This window comes from Glycomyces rhizosphaerae (assembly GCF_042647865.1).
Taxonomy (GTDB): domain Bacteria; phylum Actinomycetota; class Actinomycetes; order Mycobacteriales; family Micromonosporaceae; genus Glycomyces; species Glycomyces rhizosphaerae.
On the sequence record NZ_JBHRWO010000020.1, the window covers coordinates 40,869 to 63,124 of the forward strand.

Here is a 22,256-nt window from a genome sequence, read left to right on the forward strand (position 1 = left end):
GCGATCACGTCCTTTGGATCGGAGGGGCGGTCCCGAAGGGCCGCTGAAGGGTTCAGTTCCCCGCGTGCGCGAGGACGACGACCTCTCCGGCGAGCACCGGGACGCCGTCTGCGTAGGCGGCGCCGGTGAGGGCGTCGGTGCCCCGGAGTTCCGGGACGTGCAGGTCCTGACCGGTGTGGTTGATCAGGAAACTCAGGGGGCCGCGTCGGACCGCTTCGAGGCCGTCCGGGAGTCCTTGCGGCCGTTCGACACCGGCAGCATCCAGCACCTCGGCGAGAAGCTCGCGCAGGCCGGTGGCGTCGTCGAGGGCGGTCGCGGTGTACCAGGCGGTGCCGCCTCCGACGCGGTGCTTCGTGACCGCCGGGCGGCCCGCGTCGGGGCCATCCGCGAACGCGGCCACGGCTTCGGCGCCGTCGAGGCGCACGTGCTCGGACCAGATGCGGCCGCTCGCGCCGTCGAGGGGGCCACCTGAGGTGAGGGCGAGCCGGGTGCCCTCGTGCACCGGGTGGAATTCCTCGACCCACAGGCCGAGCGTCTCCCGCAGCACCGACGCGTGCGCTCCGGGATGGACGGTGTCGTGCTCGTCGACCACGCCCGAGAAGTAGGAGACGAGCAGATGGCCGCCGCCTTCGACGTACCCGCGCAGGTTCTTCGCCGCAGCGGCGGTGAGGAGGTACGAGGAGGGCGCGATGACCGCCTTGTAGCGGCCGAGATCGGCTTCGGGGTGGGCGAAGTCGACGGTGACGTGCTGCTTCCACAGGGACCCGTAGTAGGCCTCGACCCGCTCGCGGAACTCGAGGTCGACCGAGGGCCGCCATTCGAGTTCGAGGGCCCACCAGGACTCCCAGTCCCACAGGACCGACACCTCGGCGGTCACGTCGGAGCCGACCACAGCCGAGAGCTGCTTGAGGTCGTTGCCGAGCTTGACGACGTCGCGCCACACCTCGGTGTCGGTGCCGCCGTGGGGGAGCATCGCGGAGTGGAACTTCTCGGAGCCGGCGCGGGAGGCCCGCCACTGGAAGAACATGAGGCCGTCGGCGCCGCGCGCCACGTGGGCCAGGGAATTGCGGCGCAGTTCGCCGGGGGTCTTGGCGATGTTGCGCGGCTGCCAGTTCACCGCGGAGGTCGAGTGCTCCATGATCATCCACGGGCCGCCCGCGACCGCGCGGGTGAGGTCGGCGCTCATCGCGAGCTCGATCTCATGCTCCTCGCGCTCGGCGACGAGGTAGTGGTTGTTGGAGACGACGTCCACGTGCTCGGCCCAGCGGAAGTAGTCCATGTCCTTGCAGTTGGGCACCATGAAGTTCGTGGTCGCCGGCGCCTCGGAGTGTTGGGCGATGATCTCGCGCTGCAGCCGGTAGTTGGCGATGTGCGCGTCGTTGGAGAAGCGCATCCAGTCGAGCCGGAGCGCGGGGTTGACGCCGGGCGGGGCGATCGCGGGGGCCTCGACCTGGTCGAAGTCGCGGTAGGTCAGGCCCCAGAAGGCGGTGCCCCAGGCCTCGTTGAGCGCGTCCACGTCGCCGTACTTGTCGGCGAGCCAGCGGCGGAAGTGCGCGGCGGACTCGTCGCAGTAGCACTGGGCGTTGGCCCAGCCGTACTCGTTGTGGAGGTGCCACATCTGGACGGCGGGGTGCTCGCCGTAGCGGGCCGCGAGCTGCTCGACGATCGAGGCGCACGCGTCGTTGTAGACCGGGTGCGAGGGGCAGACGCCGTGGCGCGAGCCCGAGGCCATGGCGCGGCCCTCGAAGTCCACGAGGCGGATCTCGGGGTGGGCGCGGCGCAGCCACGAGGGCGGCGCCGAGGTGGGGGTGCCCAGGTCGACGCCGATGCCGTTGTCGTGCAGCAGCTCGATGACCTTGTCGAGGCCGGTCCAGTCGTACTCGCCGGGGGCGGGTTCGATGATCCCCCAGTTGAAGATCCCGAGGCTGACGAGGTTCACTCCCGCCTCGCGCATGAGGCGTACGTCCTCGTGCCAGATCTCCTCGGGCCACTGTTCGGGGTTGTAATCGCCTCCGTAGCGAATGGTCTGCACCGCGTCTCCTGTGAGGTTCCTTGCACAAATGCCTGTGAACGTGCACAGTACTCGACGCCTGACGCTCGCGCAACCTGAGGTTATGTCGAGCGTCGTTTCAAAATTGTGATCGTTTCATGAAGAATCTTTGACCTAATAACGGATATAAGGGACAAAATCTGGTTGCTAAGACGGTCTTCGATCGCTAGATTCGTGTAAACGTTCACAGTCTGGTGGTGCGTCTCATACGCCCCGCACCGGCCAGGCTCCCTCACACACCGAGACAAGGACTTGACATGCGCAGCAAAGGTGCTCACGCGGGACCCTCCCTGAACCGCCGGAACCTCCTCGCCCTCGGCGGCGGCGTCGCCGCGGCCGGGACCCTCGCCGCCTGCGGCGGCCCCGAGGAAGACGAGACCGCGAGCGGCGGCCTCGAGTGGGACGCCGACGCCCAGCAGTACGTGATGGAAGAGGACATCGCCTCCGGCAAGGCCGCCCTCAAGGTCTGGTTCGAGCAGGACTACGTCGCCGAGGCCATCATCGCCGCCTTCACCGAGCAGTTCAAGGGCGTCAAGGTCGAGTACGAACTCGTGCCCCAGAACGACGCCGTCGAGAAGATGACCACCGCCGGCGAGGCCGGCCAGGGCGCCGACGTCTACATGTCCTTCTACGACCAGCTCTCCCGCGCCATCGACCAGGGCGTGGCCGCCCCCCTCGGTGAATACGAGACGGTCCTCAAGGGCCGCATGAGCGAGACCTTCACCGGCGTCGTCTCCGGCGGCGAGGACAACACCATGCACGCCGTCCCGGTCACCACCGAGTCGATCGCGCTGTTCTACAACAAGACCCTGCTCAAGGAGCTCACCGGTTCCGACGTCCCGGCCGCCACCTGGGAGGACATCAAGGCCCTCGCCGCCGAGTACAACGACGCGTCCAAGAACCAGTGGACCGTCCAGTTCACCCCCGGCGAGATCTACCACGCCTACTCGATCCTCTCCGCGACCGGCTGGCAGCTCTACCCCGACCTCGACCCGGCCGAGCCGAACTTCGACGACCCGAAGCTCATCGCGGCCCTCGACTACTACGCCGGAATCCGCGAGATCTTCGACGTCCCGGCCGCCGACGCCACCGAGGAGAACATCCGCCAGGAGTTCGCCGCCGGCAAGACCCCTTACGCGATCAACGGCCCCTGGGCCTTCGCCGACTCCGACACCGGCGCCGAGGCCAACGGCTTCGAATACGGCGTGACCGTCCTCCCGAGCGTCGCAGGCGGCGAACCCGCCAGCTCCTTCGCCGGCATGCACACCGCCGTGGTCTCCGGCTACACCAAGTACCCGGCCGCCGCCCGCGTCTTCGCCGCCTTCCTGGCCTCCGACGCCGGCGCCGCCGCCCTCTACGCCGCCACCGGCCAGATCCCGGCGCTCAACGCCGACCTGCTCGCCGGCATCGAAGGCCTCGCCGACGACCCGCACGTCGCCGGCATCGTCGAGCAGTCCGCCCAGGCCGACCTCATCCCGCAGGTCCCCGAATACTTCTGGGAGGTCGGCAACACCCTCGCCGTCGACGTCTGGGACTCCCTGAGCTCCTCCGCCGACGCCCAGACCAAGGCCGTCGACACCTACAACGAGCTGCACGGGCTCTAGGCCAAAGGGCAATCCAAACGATGAGCAACGCTCAAAGCAGCAAGCTCCCCGCACTGGTGCCGGGCCTCGCCTCGGCACTGGTGTGGGGAGCGGGCCAGCTGATCAACCGCCAGGCGGGCAAAGCCGCCTTCTACTTCGCGTTCTTCGCAGGCCTGGTCGGCTGGGAGATCGCCTCCGGCAACTACTACGCCGGAATGGACTTCACGCCGCGAAGCAACGGCGGATTCTTCCTCAAGGGCCTGTGGGGCCTGTTCACCCTCGGCACCCAGTCACGGCAGATGACCCTGACCGGACTCTCCGAAGGCGACAACTCCATCACCCTCCTGGCCAGCGGCCTCATCGCGCTCCTGACCCTCGCCCTCCTGGCGATCATCTGGATCTGGGGCATCCGCGACGCCGCCGGCTACCGCGCCGCGCTCAACGCCAGCGGCGCCCGCGAATCCTCCGCGACCTACTACCGGCGCCTGTGGGACAACGCGTTCGCGTACATCATGCTCTCCCCGGGCCTCGTGCTCGTCGTGTTCATGTCCGTGCTGCCGGTCCTGTTCGTCATCCTCGTCGCCTTCACCGACTACAACCGCGACCACCTGCCCCCCAAGAACCTCGTCGAATGGGTCGGCTTCGACAACTTCGGCACCATCCTCTCCGGCTCCGCCTGGACCGACACCTTCCTCGGCGTCCTCGCCTGGACGTTCGTGTTCGCGCTCGTCACCACCGTCGCCTCCTACGCGCTCGGCTTCTTCCAGGCCGTGCTCCTGGCCGACAAGAAGGTCAAGTTCCCGCGCGTGTGGCGCTCGATCTTCCTGCTGCCCTGGGCGGTCCCCGCGATCGTCTCCGCCCTGGTGTTCCGCTCCATGTTCAACGGCCAGTTCGGGCCCGTCAGCCAGTGGCTCGTCGACGTCGGCCTCACCGACGACCGCATCTACTGGTTCACCGACGCCTCCAACCCGAACCTCGCCCGGGCCGTGGTGCTCCTCATCAACCTGTGGCTCACCTTCCCGTTCTTCATGGCCCTCGTCGGCGGCGTGCTCACCAACATCGACGCCAGCTACTACGAGGCCGCCCGCATGGACGGCGCCAGCGCCTTCCAGCAGCTGCGCCACATCACCCTCCCGGTGGTCCACAAGACCGTCGCGCCGCTGCTCATCCTCTCGTTCGTGTCCAGCTTCAACAACTTCGGCGTGGTCTACTTCCTCACCGAAGGCGGCCCGGACAACGCCGACTACCGGTTCGCGGGCAGCACCGACCTGCTCGTCACCTGGCTGTTCAAGCTCACCTTCGAGACCCAGCTGTACAACATCGGCGCCGTGATGAGCCTCTTCATCTTCCTCATCGTCGGCACGATCTCCGTGTGGAACCTCAACCGCTCCAAGGCGATTCGGGAGCTCTGACCATGACCGCCAAGATTGCCGAACGCCCCGCGCCGAGCGCGACCGCCACACCCCGCCGCGGCAGACGCGCCCGCGGCGAGGGCCTCTCCACGGCCCTCATCCACCTCGAACTGCTCGTCGTCGCCGTCATCGTGATCTTCCCGCTGCTGTGGGTCGTCGGCGCCTCCCTGAGCCCGGGAGACGGACTCGGCGAGGTCTCGCCGTTCCCGTCCGAGGCGACGATGGCCCACTACGTCGACCTGTTCACCGAGACGTCCTACGGCCGCTGGTACCTCAACTCGCTCTACGTGGCCGTGCTCAACATGATCGGCTCGGTCGTGCTCGCGGCCATCTGCGGGTTCGTGTTCTCCCGCGTCAGGTTCAAGGGCCGCAAAGCCGGCCTGCTGAGCATCCTCATCCTGCAGATGTTCCCGGCCTTCCTGGCCGCCATCGCCGTGTACATGCTCTTCCTGAACTTCGGCCTGCTCGACTCGCTCACCGGCCTCGCCCTGGTGAGCATGGCGGGCGCCCTGCCGTACAACATCTGGCTCATGAAGGGCTACACGGACAACCTGCCCGCGAGCCTCGACGAGGCCGCCGCGATCGACGGCGCCGGACGGCTCACGATCTTCGTCAAGATCATCCTGCCGCTCATGCGCCCGATGCTCACCTTCGTGGCCATCACGCAGTTCACCCTGCCTTGGATGGACTTCATCCTGCCCCGGCTGGTGCTGCAGAGCGCGGACAAGCAGACCGTCGCCCTCGGCCTGTTCAACATGATCAGCTCCGAATACGCCAACTCCTACACCACGTTCGCCGCCGGCGCGGTGGTGCTGGCGCTGCCGATCACCATCCTCTACATCGTCCTCCAGCGCTACCTGGTGACCGGCGCGGCCGCCGGCGCCGAGAAAGGCTAAGACCGTGCCAATTCACGGCTCGCAAGCGTCGCCGAGGGGCGTGCTTCCCATTCGCGGCGCCGACGTCTCGATGACCGCCGAGATCGAAGCCCTCGGCGCGGTCTTCCGCGCCGAGGGCACCGAACGCGACCTCTTCGAGCTCCTCGCCGACAACGGCGTCAACTGGATCCGTCTGCGCCTGTGGGTCGACCCGCGCGACGAGTCCGGCGAGCCGTACATGGGCGGCACCAACGACCTGGAGACGACGATCGCGCTGGCCCGCCGCGCCAAGGCGGCGGGCCACGCGGTCCTGCTCGACCTGCACTACTCCGACTTCTGGACCGACCCGAAGAAGCAGTCCACCCCGAAGGCGTGGCGCGGCCTCGAGGGCGCGGCGCTCGAAGCGCGCGTGCACGAATGGACCGCCGAGGTCCTCGCCGCGCTGGCCGCGGCGAACGCGTCGCCGGACATGGTGCAGGTGGGCAACGAGATCACCAACGGGATGCTCTGGCCGGAGGGCCGGACGCCCAAGTTCATCGACGCCGAACGCCGCTTCGCGAGCGAGGACCCGGACGCGTTCGACCGGCTCACCGGCCTCCTCAAGGCCGGTGTCGCGGCCGTGCGCGCCTCGAGTGACGCGCGGGTCATGATCCACCTCGACTTCGGCGGCGCGAACGAGCTCTACCGCGGCTGGTTCGACCAGGCGGGTGCGCGCGGCCTCGACTTCGACGTCATCGGCCTGTCGTACTACCCGTACTGGCACGGCACCCTGAATGACCTGGGTGCCAATCTGAACGACCTCGCCGAGCGCTACGGCAGGGACCTGGTGGTGGTCGAGACCGCCTATGCGTGGACCGGGGTCCACCCGGCAGGCCACCACCAGGTCTTCAGCGTCGAGCTGGCCGAGGCCGGCGGGTACCCGGCCTCGCCGGAGGGCCAGGCCGCGTTCCTGCGCGACCTGTACGCGACCGTCGGCGACGTGCCGGACGGGCGCGGCCTGGGCATCGTCTACTGGGAGCCGGCGTGGCTCCCCGTCGACGGCACCACCTGGGCCTCGCACGCCGGCATGGCCTACGGCGACGACGTGGTCGACGAATCGGGCAGCTCCTGGGCGAACCAGGCGCTTTTCGATTTCGAAGGCAACGCGCTGCAATCGCTTCGCGCGCTCGGCGGCGGATGATGCCGTTGCGACGCGCCGGTTCGAACGCGACGGGGAGGCCGCCGCCCCCTTGGGGGGCCACTTCGCGTGCACTTGACGCACTGTGGGCGGGCCGCGGCCCGACCGCAGGGCGGGCGAGAGCGATAATCGAGTGAGACACAAGGGAGAGCTGAGCAACTTGGCACGGAAACGACCGACGATCCATGACGTGGCGGACGCCGCGGGGGTCTCGCGCGGCACGGTCTCCCGTGTCCTCAACGGCAAGGCGAACGTCTCACTGTCTGCAGAGACGGCGGTGCGGCGCGCGGTCGCGGAGACCGGGTACGTGGTGAACCGGGCCGCGCGGAGCCTGGTGACGAGCCGGACCGGTTCGATCGTCATGGTGCTCTCGGAGCCGCAGGAGCGCCTGTTCGAAGACCCGAACTTCTCGGTGCTCATGCGCGTGGCGACGAATCAGCTCGCGGACCGCGACATGTCGCTGGTGCTCATGATCGCCGGTGACGACGGCGGCCGCGACCGGGTGGCGCGTTACCTGCGCGGCGGCCACGCCGACGGGGCGCTGCTCATCTCGACCCACGCGGGGGACCCGCTGCTCGACGAGATCGAGCGGGCGGGCCTGCCCGCCGTCGCCCAGGGCGCGGTCCTCGGGCGCGAATCGGTGATCCCGTACGCCGCCGCCGACGAACGCGGGGGAGCCCGTGCGATGGCCGAGTACCTCGTCGACCAGGGCCGCAGGAAGATCGGCATGATCACCGGCCCGCTCGACACCCCCGGCGGTTCGCTTCGCCTGGAGGGCTTCACGAGCGTGCTGGGCCGCAAGGCCGGCAAGCAGATGATCGTCCACGGCGACTACACGCAGGCCGGCGGCGAGTCCGCCATGCGCAAGCTCCTGCAGAACGTCCCGGATCTCGACGCGGTGTTCGTCGCCTCCGACCTCATGGCCGCCGGTGCGCTCCAAGCGCTGCACGCGGCCGGGCGCCGGGTCCCCGAGGACGTGGCGGTGGGCGGCTTCGACGACTCGGCGATCGCCTCGGCGACCCGCCCGGCCCTGACCACCGTCCGCCAGCCGCTCGCCAAGGTCGCCGAGGAGACCGTCCGGCTCCTCATCGCCCTCCTCGAAGACGAAGAAGTCGAACCGGTCGTCCTGCCGACCGAGCTGATCATCCGCGACAGCGCCTGATCGCGACAGTGCCTTATGGCCGCGGAGCCCGAACGATGCCGCTGAACGACTTCGGGACGTATTCCGTCCTATTGCGGCAATCGTCGCGAACGACTTGTTAATCTGCCGTCACTGCTCGTAATCGAGTGAGGTGAACGGGGGAATGGTCGTGGGTCTGACCGCGAGGTTGCGGCGCGTCTCGGTGTCCTTCGCGGCAGTGGTCCTGGTGACGATCGGGATGCTCGCCGCCCCCGTCCAAACCCAGGCCGGCACCTTCGCCGACCCCGTCACCGGCGTCTACATCTCGCCGACCGGTCATCCCGACCTGTGCCTGACGGCCTCGTCCGCCAACGCCGGGGGCGCGCTCACCCTGAGAACCTGCGGCTCGAACGACACGGTGCAGCGGTGGACCATCACCACCGACGACCGGATCCAGCTCACCTCGAACACCCAGGTCTGCCTCGGCAATCCGGCCAACCAGCGCGCCAACAACACCCCGCTCCTGCTCACCACCTCCTGCTCCTCGGGCGCTAACAACGCCACCTGGCCCTACCAGCGCCATGCCGACCCCGCCACCGGGGCTCCCGCGGGCGGTTTCATCAACACCTACGCCGGCGTCTGCATGGCCGTGAAGGACTCCAACATCGTCGCCGCGACCGTGCTCGTCCGCCATAGCTGCGATGCCACCGCACAGCACCAGCAGTTCTCGATCGGCTCCGCCGACATGGAGGTCACCGCCGCGACCAATCCGACGGGCAAGCCGGGCGCCGCAGTGGAAGCGCAGTTGCAGGTCGAGAACCTCGGGCCCCAGACCGCCCACCACAACAGCCTCACCGTCACCGCCGACACCGGCCTCACCGTCAACAGCCTCCAGCGCTACGACGCCGCCAGCACCGGCTACGCGGATTGCACCGTCACCTCCTCCACGGCCGGCTCCTGTCCCGCCGGCTCCGGCTGGACGCCGGGCGACACCGGCTACCTCAACGTCAACACCACCATCCCCGCCGATGCCGTCCCCGGAACCGTCTACGAAGTCTGCGGTACCAACACGATCACCCCGACCAACGACAGCGCCTCCGGCAACGACACCGGGTGCGCCGAGGTCACGGTGGACCACCTCGCCTCCGACCTGGCGATGTCCGACACCACCACCGGGAACCAGGACGCCACGACCATGGTCGATCCCGGGGCCACGGCCCAGATCCCGTTCACCCTCACCAACAACGGCGACGACACCGCCGACATCCCCGAGGTCACCTTCGCCGCGCCCACCGGTTTCACTCTCACCGCCATCACCGGCCCCACCGGCTGGACCTGCGACACCGCCGCCGTGACCTGCACCGGGCCGACCGACACCTTCACGAACACCGCCACCGCCGCGTTCACCGTCACCGGCACCGACACCTCAGGACTGGCTTACGGCAGCACCATCGGCGATGTCACCGCCACCGCCTCGGTCGCCGGCCGGTCCCGAGACGGCCTCTCCGACAACGACACCGCCACGAACACCCTCGCGGTCGACTCCGAGGTGACCATCGACGTCGCCAAGACCGGCGCGGCCACGGCGGACCCCGGGCACGACATCGAGTACACCGTCACCGTCACCAACGGCGGCAGCGCGGACCTCATCGGCGCGACCGTCACCGACACCGTGCCCAGCGGCATCGAGGGCACCTCATGGTCCTGCACCGTGACCGGCGGCGGCTCCTGCGGCCCGGCCTCGGGCATCGGCAACGACGTCACCACCACCGTCGACGTCCCGGCGGGCGAGCAGGCCGTCATCACCATTCGCGGCACCCCCGCGACCGCCGCGGCAGGGACCACGCTCACCAACACCGCCGCCATCACCATGCCCTCCGGCATCACCAACCGCGGCGCCGCCAGCGCCTCGATCGACACCCCCGTCAGCACCCTCATCGACATCGAGATCGAATCGGATCCGATCGACATCACGCCAGGGACCTCGGGCACCGTCAAGACCACCGTCAAGAACAACGGCCCGGACAACGCCGCCGAAGCCGCCACCGTCACGCTCGACTACCCCGACGGCCTCACAGTGTCGAATCTGGACCAGCGCTGCACCGACAACGGCGACCGGACCGCCACCTGCACGGTCGCTGCCCTGGGTCAAGGAGCCTCGACCGAACTCGCCTACACCGCGGCGGTCCCGGCCGACGCCGACCCCGGCACCACCCTCTCAGGCCTCGCCACCCTTTCCTACGACCACGACAGCGACAACGGCGACAACACCGCCGAAATGCGCGTGCTCGCCGCTGACGCCGTCGCCGACTTCGACATCGCCGCCTCGGCCGTCGCCGCGATCGTTCCCGGGGAGAGCGGCACCGTCACCTTCACCACCACCAACAACGGCCCCTCCACTTCGCCCTCCGACGCCACCGTGACCCTCAGGACCCCCGCCGACGTCAACTGGGACGCGGCCGGCCTGCCCACCGGATGCGCCGCCACCTCCGACAACGAGCTGGCCTGCACCATCCCTGCCGGAGTCGAGCCCGGCACCGAAACGGATCTGACCCTCACCTACACCGCGGACCCGACCGCCGCCGCAGGCGCCGGTGCCGGAACCGCGCTCGTCGCCGGCGCCGCCGACGACAACGCCGCGAACGACGCCGCCGAATGGCAGATCGACATCGCCGCCGCCTCGGCCGACCTCGGCGTCGACAAGGCCGCCCCCGCGGACACCGTCAGCCCCGGCGACGAGTTCTCCTACACGCTCACCGTCGACAACGCCGGCCCCTCCACCGCCGCCGACACCACGCTCACCGACACGCTGCCCGCCCAGCTGACCTTCGTGTCCGCCACCGGCACCGGAACGACCTGCGACCTGTCCGGACAGACCGTCACCTGCACCTATGCACAGCTCGCGCCCGGCACGCACACCGTAACGCTCACCGTGCGAGTGGACGCCGCCTACACCGGCACCGGATCCGACCTGCCCAACAGCGCCGCCGTCACCGCCGTCACCGCGGATCCCGACACATCGAACAACACCTCCGGCACCGTCCAGCCCGCGATCGGCGACCCCGCCGCGGACCTCGCTCTCACGAAGCGGACCACGGCCGACACGCCCGTCGCCCCAGGCGAGACGTTCACTTACCTCCTCGACATGGCGAACAACGGTCCCTCGGCGGCCACGGGCGCCGTCGTCACCGACACCCTGCCGTCGGCGCTGGCGTTCGTCTCGTCCGACTCGGGCTGCACCGGCACCGCCGGTGCCTACGGCGGCACCGTCACCTGCTCGGTCGGCACCCTGGGCGCGGCTGACGAGGCAGCGCTCCTCGTCACGGTTCGGCTCGATCCCGCTTACGCCGGCACCGGCTCGGACGGCGCCGTCACGAGCGCGGCCACGGCCGGTTCGGACATCGCCGACCCGGACGGCGCCAACAGCACCGGCACCGCGAGCCTGCCCGGCGGAGCCGTCGCGGCCGCGCGCGCGGACCTCTCGGTTTCCATTGACGAGGTCACGGCCGAAGCTGTCGTGCCGGGCGAGTCCGTCATGTACACGATCACCGTGGCGAACGACGGGCCCTCGAGCTCTACGGCCGTCGAGGTCACCGACACGCTGCCGAACGGGATGGCCTTCGCGTCCTCTCCGGACGGCTGCACCGCTGCCGGCCAGTCCGTCACCTGCCCGCAGATCGCTTCGCTCGCACCGGGTTCGGCCGTCGCATTTGGCGTGCTCGCGTACGTCGACGCCGGTTACACGGGCGACGGCGGCGACCTTGCCAACGCGGCCAACGCGTCCTCGCCGGACACCGCGGACCCGGACACGTCGAACAACACCGACTCGTCGCCGCTGCCGGCGGGCGGCGTGACCGCTCCGTCCGCGGACCTGTCCATCACGAAGTCCAGCGCCTCCGGGGCTGGGGACGTCGCGCCCGGCGAGTCGTTCACCTACACGCTCGCGGTGACCAACCATGGCCCGAGCGACGCCTCGGACGTCGCCGTCACCGACGTGCTCCCCGCTTCGGTCGCGTTCGTCTCCGCCGACGGCTGCACGGGCACCGTCGGCGACTACGGCGGCACCGTGACCTGCGGGCCGCTCGGCGCGATTCCCGCGGCCTCCGGGAGCAACACCGTCGACCAGACCATCACGGTCAGCCTCAACCCCCTGTACACGGGCACCGGCACCGACGTGGTGAACACCGCGTCCGTCTCGGCCGGCACCGCCGACCCCGACAGCACTGACAACAGCACCGACTTGGGCGGCGTGCCGAGCCTCGGAGTCGGCATCGCCGACATGTCGGTCGCCAAGGCCGTGGTCGGATCGCCCACGGTCGCGCCGGGGGAGAGCTTCGACTACCGGATCAGTGTGAGCAACGCGGGCCCGTCGGTGGCCGTGAACCCCACGGTCACCGACACCCTGGGCGCGGGCATGTCATGGGAGGCCTATCCGAGCGATTGCGTCGCCGACGGCCAGACCTTGACCTGCTCGCCGAGCGCCCTCGGGGCGCTCCAGCTCCCCGTGCTGGGGACGGCGACCTTCGACACGACCGTGACAGTGGACCCCGGCTACACCGGCGGCACCCTGTCCAACACCGCGACCGTGGCCGCCGACACCGCCGACTCGGTGCCGGACAACAACAGCGCGACCACCACCGGCGGCGTCACCGTCAGTGCGCCGTCCGCCGACATCGAGACCACGACGACACTCACCACCGCCGGTGAAGTCGCCCCGGGCGGTTCCCTCGACTACCGGATCTCGGTTCACAACGCGGGACCCTCGGACGCCGCGGACGTGACCGCGGTAGACGAGCTGCCGGACGGCCTGGCCTTCGCGGACTCGCCGAACGGCTCTTGCACCGCGGACGGGCAGACCGTGACCTGCGGCCCGACCGTCGCAATGGCCCCGGGAGACACCGTCAACCATCTCTTCCGGGTTATCGTGGACCCCGATTACACCGGAGCGGGTGCCGATCTCGGCAACAGCGCGACGGCTACCTCGTCCACCGCCGACCCCGACACGGCGAACAACACTTCCGCCCAGGTGTTCCCGAGCATCAGCGCGCCTTCGGCCGACCTGCGGTTGACGAAGGAACTCGAGGACTCCGGCGAGGTGACGCCGGGCGAGACGTTCCGATACGCACTCACGGCGACCAACGCCGGTCCGTCCACGGCGCAGGACGCGACCGTCACCGACACCCTCGACGAAGATCTCGCATTCGTTTCGTCCACACCGGACGATTGCACGGCCGCGGGCCAGACGGTCACCTGCGGTCCCCAGGCCTCGATGCCGGTGGGGTCGCGGACGATCGTGCTCACCGTGCGCCTCTCGGCGGACTACACCGGCGACGGCTCGGACATCGCCAACAGCGCTGCGGTCACCTCGGGCACGGCCGACCCCGACGGTGCGAACAACACGGGCACCGTCGCGGCAGGGACCGTCAGTGCCGCCGCCCCGAGCGCCGGCGTCTCACTCACCATGGCCGCCACCGGAACCGAGCCCGTCGCACCCGGAGGGCAGTTCGACTACGCGATCACCGTCGCGAACGCCGGGCCTTCGACCGCCGCGGGCGTCGCCGTCACCGGCACGCTCCCGGCCGGCCTCGATTTCGTCGCCGGCGACGACTGCACCGCTACCGGCCCGTCCCTCACCTGCACCACGATCGATTCGCTCGCGGTCGGAGCGCAGACCGTCCACACGGTGACCGTCGCCATCGACCCGGCCTACACCGGCTCCGGCGCCGACCTGGTCAGCACGGCCACCGCGATGCCGGCCACCGCCGACCCCGACAGCGCCGACAACACGGGCACCGCGACCGTGCCCACCGAATCGGTAGCAGCGCCGAGCGCGGACGTCAGCCTCGCCAATACCGTCCTCAGCAGCGATCCGGTCATACCGGGCCAGACCTTCGACTATCGGCTCACCATCCACAATGCGGGGCCATCGGTCGCCGGTGACATCGCCGTCACCGACACGCTCCCCGCGTCGCTGGCGTTCGTCTCCGGCGCGGGCTGCACTGGCAGCGCCGAATACGGCGCAACGGTCACCTGCGCCATGATCGACTCGCTCGCGGTCGACGGCGACGTCGAGTACACGCTCACCGTCCGGCTCGACCCGGCCTACAGCGGCACCGGGTCCGACGTGTTCAGCACCGCCGCCGTCGCGCCCGCGACCGCGGACCCGGACGGCGCGAACAACAGCGGCACCGCCACGGTCCCGGGCGGCACGACCGCGACGCCGCAGGCCTCCGTGTCGATCGCCAAGGCCGCCACCGGATCGGCGACCGCGGGCGGCACCGGGGAGTTCACCGTCACCGTCGCCAACGCCGGCCCGTCGACGGCTCAAGCCGTGACGGTCAACGACACCTTGCCCGACGGCCTGACCTTCGTCGCCGCGACCGGTGCGCCCTGCACGGCCGCCGGCGCCGCGATCACGTGCGATCTTGACGCGCTCGCTCCCGGCGACCAGACCGACATCACGATCACGGTCGATACTGACGCCGCGGTCCCGGACGGAACGGTCCTCACCAACACCGCCGAGGTCACCACGAGCACCGCCAACACCTCCGGTGACACCACTGCCGGCGCCGACATCGCCGTCAACGCCGAAGCGGGACTGTCCCTCGCGAAGTCCCCGCCGACCGCGATGACCGCCGGAGAGACGGCGGTCTTCACCTTCACCGTCAACAACGACGGCCCGTCGGACGCGACCGACGTGACGATCGCCGCGGAGCTCGATCCGCAATTGTCCTATGTGTCCGCCGTTGGCGCGACTTGCGCGGCCGACACCGCCCTCATGCTGACCTGCGACGTGGGGTCCGTGGACGACGGCGCGACGGCAAGCGTCGACTTGACCGTCCTCGTCGCTGCCGACACCGCCGCGGGCACTCGGATCACCACCTCGGCCACGCTCGCGACCGCCACGGACAACACCTCGACCGACACGACCGCGGAGGCGACCGGCCCGCCGGTGAACACGAGCGCCGACCTGTCGATGCTGATGGTCCCCCTCAGGTCCACGCCCGTCGCACCTGGGGAGACCTTCCCCTACCGGTTGCGGGTCACCAACAACGGACCCTCGGATGCGACGAACCCGGTCGTCGCCGACCAGCTTCCCGCGGCCCTCTCCTTCGTGTCCTCGCCGGGCGGTTGCACCGGCGACGCCGGGGTGTACCGCGGTGCCGTCGTCACCTGCCAGGCCGGGGCGACGCTCCCCGCCGGCGACTTCGCCGGCTTCACGATCCTCGTGAAGCTCCACCCGGCCCTGACCGGTACCGGTTCCAGGATCGTCAACCGGGCCACCGCCACTTCTGACACGCCCGATCCGGAGAGCGCCAACAACACCGCGGGCGCCCGCCTGCCGACCGGCGCCGCCGCCGCACCGCGCGCCGACCTGTCCGTCGCCAAAACCCTCACTTCCACCGACCCCGTGACCGCCGGCGACACCTTCAACTACACGATCACCATCGCCAACGCCGGGCCCTCGGCCGCCGCGGGGTTCACGTTCACCGACACGCTGCCCGAGCCGCTCAGCTGGGTCCAGTCCGTCCCGCCCGCCGCCGCCTGCCGAGCCGACGGCCAGACGGTCGCCTGCGCCACGAGCGCCAGAATCCCGGTCGGGTTCAGCCATTCGTACACCCTGACCGTGGCGCTCGACCCCGACTACACGGGGAACGGCTCGGACCTGGTCAACACCGCCGCCATCACCTCTGCGACCGCAGACCCGAACTCCGGCAACAACACGACGACCGCGACCGCGCCCGCCTCGGTCGACGCCAGCGCGGACCTCATGCTCACCACGGGCTTCGCGGCCTACCCGGAGAGCCCGATCGCGCCCGGCGAGACCACCGACATCCTGCTGAGCCTCAACAACTACGGGTCCTCGAGTGCGGCCGACCCGGTGGTGACCGAGACGCTCCCGCTCGAGCTGGCCTTCGATTCATCGGAGAGCGGCTGCGCCGGGGAGGTGGGCGTATACGGCGGCACCGTCACCTGCGCGACGGTCGATGCCCTCGACCCGGGCGAGGCCGCCGCGTTCATCGTCACCGTCAGACTCGACAGCGAATACGTCGGCGACGGGTCGGACATCGAAGGCATTGCCGTCCTGTCCGCCTCGAGCGACGATGCCGACCCGCAGAACAACACCGCCGTCGCGACCATGGCCGGGGGCGTCACCGCGCCGGACTCGGACGTCCAGATCACGAAGTCGGCCCCTGACGCGATGGTCGCGGGCGAGGAAGCGGTGTGGACGATCACCGTCGCCAACGACGGGCCCTCCACGGCCACCGGCGTCACGATCACCGACGACCTGGATCCGCGGACGGCGTTCGTCTCGGCCTCGCCCGCCGTCTGCTCGGCCACCGGCCAGCGGGTCACATGCGACATCGGCAGTCTTGAACCGGACAGTTCCTTCACCGTCGACCTCACCGTCGCGGTCGACGGTGATGTCGACAGCGGCGACATTATCGCCAACACGGCGTCAGTGGAGCCCTCCGGCGACACCGCGACCGCCGTCGGCCCGCCGGTCCAATTCCTCGCCGACCTCGCGGTCACGAAGACGTTCGACCCGGACGCCGCGGGGCCGATCACGCCGGGCACCGACTTCGACTACCTGGCCACTGTCGACAACCTCGACGCCTCCGTCACCGTCGAAGCGGTCACCGTCACCGATGCGATCCCCGCCGGGCTCGCCTTCGTCGAAGCCCGGGACGCTGCGACGGGTGAACCGGTCGACTGCACCGAGACCGCGGCGACGGTCGTCTGCCCGGTCGCCGACGCACTCGAACCGGACTCGTCGGCGACCATCGCCCTCACGGTCGAACTCGACCCCTCCTACCGCGGCGACGGCCAGGACATCACCAACACCGTCACGGTGTCCTCTGCCGCCTTCGACCCTGACGACGGCAACGACACCGCCTCGGTCACCGGCGTGCCCGGCGGCGTGGGCGACCCCGTCTACGACCGCACGCTCACGGTCTCCGACCCGACCGCCGAACCCGGCGGGACCACCGCGGTGGACGTCGTGGTCGAGTCGCGCGGCCCGTCGACCCTCGACGAATCGGTCACCGTCACGATCGGCATGCCCGAGCGGGTCGGCGCGGTCGCCTCCGAGCTGCCGCCCGCATGTACCGCGACCGCCGACCGCGACACCGTGGCCTGCGAGTTCGACACCGACCTGGCACCCAGCGCCGAAACCGACATGACGGGCCCGCTCGAGTCCCATCGGGAGCTTGAAGCGACGGCGATCGCCGAAGCCGACCCGGCGGCCTGGTCGGCGTCGATCCTGGTCCAGGTCGACGCGGACGCTCCGGAAGAGGTCGAACTGACCGGAGGGACCGTGGTGCTCAATGCGGACGCGAACGAGCAGGACGGCACCTCCGATGCCGACACCTGGACGCTCCGCACCATGGCAGGCGACGGGAATGGGAACGGCGACTCCGGCAGCGACACCGGCACCGACGGCGACTCCGACGGGGCCTTGACTTCGACCGGCGGCGACGTCCTGGCGATGGTCCTCACTGGACTCGGTGCGATCGTGATGGGCCTGGTCGTCAGCGTGGCGGCCGCACGTCGCCGCGAGCGGCTATAGGGCCCGTTCCGCGGCCGTGTCGCCTTCCCCGGGGCGCGCGGTTCGGCTACAACAGACTCGGAACAGTGCACAAGGGATGCGGGAGGACGCCATGCGGTATCGGTATATAGCGGCGATGGGACTCGCGGCCGCGATCCTGGGCGGCGCCCCGGCGCACGCGGCCGACGGCCCGATCGCGATCACCGTCCAGCGCGGCGGCGAACCGGGAGCCGAGATCCGCGAGGGCGACACTGTCGACTACGCCATCACCGTCGAGAACACCGGCGACGAGGCCTATGCGGACCTGAAGGTCTCGCACCTGCTGCCCGCCGGATTCACCTTGAGCCGCGCCGAGCCTGCTGCGGTGAACGGTGGCGGCGGGGTCGGCTGGATCGTTTCGCTGGAGCCCGGTGAGCGCGTCGAGATCGAGGACACCGTCCGAGTCGGCAGCGGCGACCAGATCGAGCAGGGGCAGCTCGTCGTCGTCGACCAGCCCGACCTGTCGGCCGCGCCGGACGAGGGCACGGGCTTCACCACCACAGTGTGCGCGGCGACCGCAGAGGGCGGCGCGATCCTTGGCTGCGTCAGCGACCAGGCGGCGCTGCTCGACCCTGAGACGCCGATCAGCCCCTGGTGGTGGACGGCGGCGGCCCTCGGCGCGGCAGCGGTCGCGGGGGCGGCCTTCGTGCTCTTCCGCAGATTCCTCAAGGCCCGCAGGCGTCACGCCTGATCAAGCGCTCGTTATCAGGGTGCGGCCCGCCCGCGCGGCCTACGATCGGGTTCGTGACGACGCAAGCGGAACTCGAGACGCAGTTCTACCGGGTGAAAGTGGTCCGGCGCCGCGCGGACGCGGGCCGCCTGGCCGCGATCATGCGCGAGGTGACCGGTGAGGAACCCGTCATCTGGCCGGGCGGCATCATCGGCTACGGGACGTACCACTACAAGTACGCGACAGGGCGCGAAGGCGACACGGTGAAGGTGGGCTTCGCCGCGCGCGCCTCCGCGCTCGTCCTGTACGGGCTCATCCGCCGCTACGGCATGGGCACCGACGATCTGGAGGACCGGGACCTGTTCGCGCGGTTGGGGAAGTACACGACCGGCAAGGGCTGCCTGTACATCAAGTACCTCGACGACGTCGACCTCGAAGTCCTCAAGACGCTCATCCGGATCGGATACGAGGCCGACGACAGTCCCGGTTAGAGCGCCGCTTTGCCGGTCCGGTGGGCCGGGGCGGGCTCGGGGATGTTGGCGGCCAGCGCCACGATCGATCCCGCGGCGAGCAGCAGCAGCCCGATGGCGGCCACCGCTTCGCCCGCGGCCTGGGTTCCTGCGGGGAGGTCCTCGCTGATGACCAGGTCGCCGCCGTACAGCATCATGGCGCCGGCGAGGCCGCCGAAGGCCCAGACCGTGCGGGTCTCGTGGGTGTGCAGCGTGAAGTACAGGGCGCACCACACGACGAGCAGCAGCATGAGGCCGAGGGACACGACGTAGGTGCGGGTGTCGGGTCGGACGCCTTCCACGCCCGAGAGGTGCCAGTAGTCGACCGATCCGCCTCCGGCGGTGTCGACCCAGGGCATGAACATCGAGCCGACCATGAGCACCGAGCCGCTGAGTGCGGCCAGGCCGCCGATGCGGGAGTACGGGGTCGAGGGCGTGCGCTCCATCTTCCACCTCCGGTAGAGAACCGTTGATAGTTCAAGGGCACCACCGCAGATCCGGAGCGTCAACGTTCTTGACGGGTTATTGACGCCAAAGGGACGGAACTGTCGGGAACTGGACAGATCGACTGTGATGTTCCTTGCCGGGCGGCGATGCGGACCAGGCGGGCGTGGGCGTATTCGCAGACGACGGCGTGGCGGTAGACCGCGTGCGGCACGTCGGTGTTGGAGTCGGCGCGGATCGAGAGGTCGCCGTTCTGCCAGCGCAGGAACGTCGGGTCGCCGGTGATCTCGGCGAGGATCGACAGGATCGAGTCGTCGAAGCGCATGGAGTGCACGGCCCGGCGGTATTCGTCGGGGGTGAGGCAGGCGGCGAACGGCAGGTTCATCAGGCACAGGGCGGTCTGGATGTCGAGTCGCAGCAGTCGGAACCGGTGGGGTTCGGGGTCGAGCGGCGGCATGTCGAGGTCGCTGTAGTCCAGTGGCCCGTTCGGGGTCATGTCGAGGGCGGTGAGGACTTCGTAGACGTTGATGTCGTGTTCGATCACGGCGCGGTCGCCGAGCCCGGCGAGGTCTACCGGGCGCAGGGCGACCGGTTCGATGCCGGTGGCGGTGTTGCGGACGATGAAGTTGAGCAGGTTCGTCTCGATCACGAAGTGGCGGATGAGGAGTTCGACCGCGAGTGGTGAGACGAAGCGGCGCAGGAACCACAGGCAGAGCCGGTCCATGAGCCGGTGCGCGGTCCAGCGCACCGGCGTCAGGCGTTTGAGGGCGACGATGACGAGTGCGAGCACGCGCGATACGGGGCGAAGGACCGGGTAGAGCCAGGTGCGGGTCCACTGTCGCTGGTCGTCGGTGACCATGCGGGCGACCGCGGGTTCCAGTGGCATCGCGGGGTCGGCGATCATCGCGTCCCACATCGGCGGGTCGGCGAGCGGCCCCGGGGACGGCGCCTTTTCAAACATTGTCGAGTTCTTCCAGTTGGAGGGCGTAGAGCCGGGCGACGACCTTGGCGGTCTTGACGATCGCGTCGGCGGCCGCGTCGTCGATACGCGGCGAGTTGAGAATGGCCTGGAGTTTCGCGAAGTGGTCGTCGTCGGCTTCGCCGTGGTAGGCCAGGAAGCTCACCTGGTCGTCGCGCAGGCCGAGGGTCTCCTTGAACCGTGCGGCCCAGCCGGAGGCCTTGCCGGTGCCGAGGCCTTCGATGATGAACATCGCTCCGAGCAGGCCGATCGGGTCGGGTTGGCTGGCGGTGTGGAACATGAACGCCGACAGCGCTTCCGAGCCGATGTTCTTCGCTCCGGAGCGGATGTCCTCGATGGAGCCGCCGCAGGCGGCGTAGTCGCGTTCGATCATCATGAAGTCGCGGTGTTCTTCGGCGGCGTGCCCGATCGCGGCGCTGCGCAGGTCGAACAGGTCGACCGAGAAGTTCGAGGCGGCGCGGGAGATCCAGCGGGCGCCGTCGGCGACCTGCTGGCGCAGGTTGAACAGGAGCCGCCGGTAGTCCTCGATGGTGGCGGTGCCTTCGCTGAGGCGGTGCATGACCGGGACCTGGTCGAGGCGCTGCTCGAATTCCTGCCACACGGCGTCGAGCCGGTCGTGGATGCTCCCCGATTGGGGCACAACGGGAGTCACCGAGACCGGCGCGGGCGCGGGGACGGCGACGGGTTCCGCTTCGACCTGTTCGGCGTCCACACAGGTCAGATGCGCGAAGCCGAACGAGAACCGGCCCGATTCGGGGACGGCGAGCAGCACGGTCTGGCCCGGCTGGATGCGACCGGTGCGCCAGCATTCCTCGAGCGCGATGAAGATCGAGGCCGCGCCGGTGTTCCCGCGGGTCTCGAGATTGGAGAACCAGCGGTCGGTGTCGATGTCCGCTCCCGCGGAGGCCAGCTGGTCGAAGACGATGTCGCGGAACGCGTTCGTCGAGTAGTGGCACAGCACGTGGTCGAGCTTGCCGAGGTCGATCAACCCGTCGCGGGTGAGGGCCTGGAATTCGCGCAGTCCCGCCTCGGCGAGTGCCCCGAGGGCGCTCGTGTCCTGGCGCAGCAGCATCATTCCGGCCTGTTCGGCCGCGGTGGCGCTGCCCATGTCCTGCCAGGTCCGCCCGGCGACGGGGGAGGAGCCTTCGCCCATCCCGGCCCGCATGCACACCGGGTGGGCGTGGGCGAGCGAGACGGTGCGGACCCAGTCGACCCGCAGCGAGGGCCGGTCGGGGCGCGGCTGTGCTTCCACGAGCACGGCACCGGCGCCGTCGGAGAGCATCCACCGCAGGAAATGCGCGTCGCCGTCTCCGCTGCCGCTGAACCGCGTTCCGCGCAGCCACCGGCTCGACAGCTCGCTGCCCACCACGGCCGCGCGTCGCCGGTCGCCGAGGCGCACTTTGGCGACGGCCGCGTCGAGCGCGGCGAGGCTGGAGGCGCACACGCCGGAGGCCGAGAGCACCTGCATCGGACCGCCTCCCAAGCGCCCGTGGACCATCGAGGCGAAACCGGGCACGAGCAGGTCGCCTTGAGTGGTCGCGGTGGCGAGCATGTCGAGGTCGGCGGCGCCGAGCCCGCGCTCGTCCAGTGCGGCGTGGAGGGCGTTGGCGGCGAGCTCTTCGTTCAGCTCGGTGGTGCGGCCCTGCGCGTCCAATGCATAGTGGCGCTTGGCGATTCCGTTGGCGGCGAGGATGCGGCGGCGCAGCCGGTCGCCGCGTTCGTCGACTCCGCCGAGGCGCGCGGCGATCTCGTCGTTGCCGACCGGAGGACCGGGGAGGTACGCGCCGGCGGCGGTGATGTAGGCGTTCATGCCTCCATTGGACAGCGCCGATGGCGGTCGGCGCATCG

The 22,256-nt window shown here is 69.9% G+C and carries 12 protein-coding genes; 8 read left to right on the top strand and 4 right to left on the bottom strand.

Translation table 11 applies throughout. The features are described from left to right. Window positions 1–52: 52 nt before the first annotated feature. Entirely contained in the window at window positions 53–2,032 is a 1,980-nt protein-coding gene (locus ACFO8M_RS19385; protein ID WP_387978590.1) for a beta-galactosidase, read from the bottom strand. Between the two features lie 275 nt (window positions 2,033–2,307). On the opposite strand from ACFO8M_RS19385, the gene ACFO8M_RS19390 reads away from it, so the two are divergent. The 8 genes from ACFO8M_RS19390 to ACFO8M_RS19425 all read left to right on the top strand — a co-directional run bounded on the left by ACFO8M_RS19390 (window position 2,308) and on the right by ACFO8M_RS19425 (window position 18,967). Then, on the top strand, window positions 2,308–3,654 hold the full coding sequence (locus ACFO8M_RS19390; RefSeq protein ID WP_387978592.1) for an extracellular solute-binding protein: 1,347 nt from the start codon (window positions 2,308–2,310) through the stop codon (window positions 3,652–3,654). 20 nt (window positions 3,655–3,674) lie between these two features. Then, window positions 3,675–5,045, top strand: a complete 1,371-nt coding sequence (locus ACFO8M_RS19395; protein ID WP_387978594.1) for a carbohydrate ABC transporter permease — start codon at window positions 3,675–3,677, stop codon at window positions 5,043–5,045. Window positions 5,046–5,047: 2 nt separating this feature from the next. Continuing rightward, window positions 5,048–5,941, top strand: a complete 894-nt coding sequence (locus tag ACFO8M_RS19400) for a sugar ABC transporter permease (RefSeq protein WP_387978596.1) — start codon at window positions 5,048–5,050, stop codon at window positions 5,939–5,941. A gap of 40 nt (window positions 5,942–5,981) precedes the next feature. After that, window positions 5,982–7,100, top strand: coding sequence for a glycoside hydrolase family 53 protein (locus ACFO8M_RS19405; protein WP_387978598.1), 1,119 nt, complete (start codon window positions 5,982–5,984; stop codon window positions 7,098–7,100). A gap of 157 nt (window positions 7,101–7,257) precedes the next feature. Further along, complete coding sequence (locus ACFO8M_RS19410; protein ID WP_387978600.1) at window positions 7,258–8,259, top strand: LacI family DNA-binding transcriptional regulator; 1,002 nt, start codon at window positions 7,258–7,260, stop codon at window positions 8,257–8,259. 148 nt (window positions 8,260–8,407) lie between these two features. Beyond that, window positions 8,408–17,788 carry an isopeptide-forming domain-containing fimbrial protein gene (locus ACFO8M_RS19415; protein ID WP_387978602.1) on the top strand — a complete coding sequence of 3,127 codons (9,381 nt, stop codon included), beginning with the start codon at window positions 8,408–8,410 and terminating at the stop codon, window positions 17,786–17,788. A gap of 115 nt (window positions 17,789–17,903) precedes the next feature. Beyond that, window positions 17,904–18,497: a hypothetical protein gene (locus ACFO8M_RS19420; RefSeq protein WP_387978604.1), complete on the top strand. Its 594-nt coding sequence runs from the start codon at window positions 17,904–17,906 to the stop codon at window positions 18,495–18,497. A gap of 53 nt (window positions 18,498–18,550) precedes the next feature. After that, window positions 18,551–18,967 (top strand): DUF1801 domain-containing protein, encoded by a 417-nt coding sequence (locus tag ACFO8M_RS19425; RefSeq protein ID WP_387978606.1) that lies wholly within the window; start codon window positions 18,551–18,553, stop codon window positions 18,965–18,967. Here ACFO8M_RS19425 and ACFO8M_RS19430 read toward each other — a convergent pair. Genes ACFO8M_RS19430 through ACFO8M_RS19440 form a run of 3 tightly spaced genes read right to left on the bottom strand, consistent with a single transcriptional unit; the run spans window position 18,964 to window position 22,218 of the window. Continuing rightward, window positions 18,964–19,431 (bottom strand): hypothetical protein, encoded by a 468-nt coding sequence (locus tag ACFO8M_RS19430; protein WP_387978608.1) that lies wholly within the window; start codon window positions 19,429–19,431, stop codon window positions 18,964–18,966. The genes ACFO8M_RS19425 and ACFO8M_RS19430 overlap by 4 nt on opposite strands. Before the next feature lie 59 nt (window positions 19,432–19,490). Continuing rightward, complete coding sequence (locus ACFO8M_RS19435; RefSeq protein WP_387978610.1) at window positions 19,491–20,390, bottom strand: DUF6999 family protein; 900 nt, start codon at window positions 20,388–20,390, stop codon at window positions 19,491–19,493. Further along, the gene (locus tag ACFO8M_RS19440) at window positions 20,383–22,218 is read right to left on the bottom strand and encodes a 3-oxoacyl-[acyl-carrier-protein] synthase III C-terminal domain-containing protein (protein ID WP_387978612.1); all 1,836 of its coding nucleotides are present in this window, start codon (window positions 22,216–22,218) and stop codon (window positions 20,383–20,385) included. Before ACFO8M_RS19440 ends, ACFO8M_RS19435 begins: the two co-directional genes overlap by 8 nt. Between the last annotated feature and the right edge of the window lie 38 nt (window positions 22,219–22,256).